At 42.2% G+C, this 516-nt stretch carries 1 pseudogene; it reads left to right on the top strand.

Features of this window, described 5'->3' with window-relative positions:
* A pseudogene (locus HMPREF1519_RS10735) lies at nucleotides 1-380 on the top strand (hypothetical protein); the annotation flags it as partial.
* Nucleotides 381-516 lie beyond the last annotated feature (136 nt).

Genomic DNA, 516 nt, shown 5'->3' with positions numbered 1-516 from the left:
CTGACGCTGAGACTGAAGCTGACTCTGATGCAGATACCGAAGCGGATGCACTCGCTGATTCCGATGCAGATGTGCTTGCTGAGACTGACGCAGAAACTGAGTTTGAAACAGACTGTGATTCTGAGACAGAGGCACTTGTTGATGCAGACTCTGAATTTGAAACTGATTGTGATTCACTGATTGAAGCACTTACAGATGTACTTTCAGAATTAGATACTGATTGTGAGCCTGAAACAGATGCACTCAATGACGCCGATTCACTCAATGATGCTGAGTTAGATGTTGAAATTGATTCACTAGCTGAAATGAAGCTTGAAGCCGAGTTCGAAATAGATTCTACAGTTGAAATGATTGCAGAAATTGAAGCACTGAAGGCTTGAGACTGGCTTTCAAATACAGAAGCACTCAATGAGCTTGATGTACTCAATGATTCTGATTCAGAAGCTGAAACTGACGCACTTGTACTTCGAGATTCACTCAATGATGCAGACTCACTAGCTGAAATTGACGCACTTA

This window comes from Streptococcus sp. SR4, assembly GCF_000517725.1.
GTDB classification, from domain to species: domain Bacteria; phylum Bacillota; class Bacilli; order Lactobacillales; family Streptococcaceae; genus Streptococcus; species Streptococcus salivarius_F.
Note: the sequence above shows the minus strand (reverse complement) of the source record. Positions and strands in the feature narration are given on the sequence as shown.